Source organism: Duganella violaceipulchra (assembly GCF_019166075.1).
GTDB lineage: Bacteria > Pseudomonadota > Gammaproteobacteria > Burkholderiales > Burkholderiaceae_D > Rugamonas > Rugamonas violaceipulchra.
In genome coordinates, this window is the sequence record NZ_JAHTGR010000123.1 from 1 (window position 1) to 454 (window position 454).

The 454-nt window shown below is 76.9% G+C and carries 1 protein-coding gene; it reads left to right on the forward strand.

From position 1 onward, the window contains the following. Positions 1-454, forward strand: a 454-nt coding sequence (locus KVP70_RS33260; protein ID WP_217946715.1) for a phosphopantetheine-binding protein, incomplete at both ends; no start/stop codon positions are given.

Genomic DNA, 454 nt, shown 5'->3' on the forward strand with positions numbered 1-454 from the left:
GCCCCCGGCCAGGACGCCGTCGCGGCGCGCCGCTACCAGGCCCCGCAGGGCCCGGCCGAGACCATGCTGGCCGCCGTCTGGGCCGAGCTGCTGGGCCTGGAACAGGTCGGCCGCGACGACCATTTCTTCGAACTGGGCGGCCACTCGCTGCTGGCCGTGCAGGTGGTTTCCCGCCTGCGCCAGCAGAGCGGCGCCGAACTGGCGCTGCGCGAGCTGTTCGCCCACCCCACGCTGAGCGCGCTGGCCGCCGTGCTGGAACACGCCCAGCGCAACCAGCACGACCAGCACGGCGCGCCGCTGGCCGCGATCACACCGACCGGACGCGAGCAAGCGCCGCCGCTGTCGCTGGCGCAGCAGCGCCTGTGGTTCCTGGCCCAGCTCGACGCCGCGGCCGGCGCCGCCTACCACCTGCCGGCCGCGCTGCGCCTGCGCGGCGCGCTCGACCTGCCGGCCC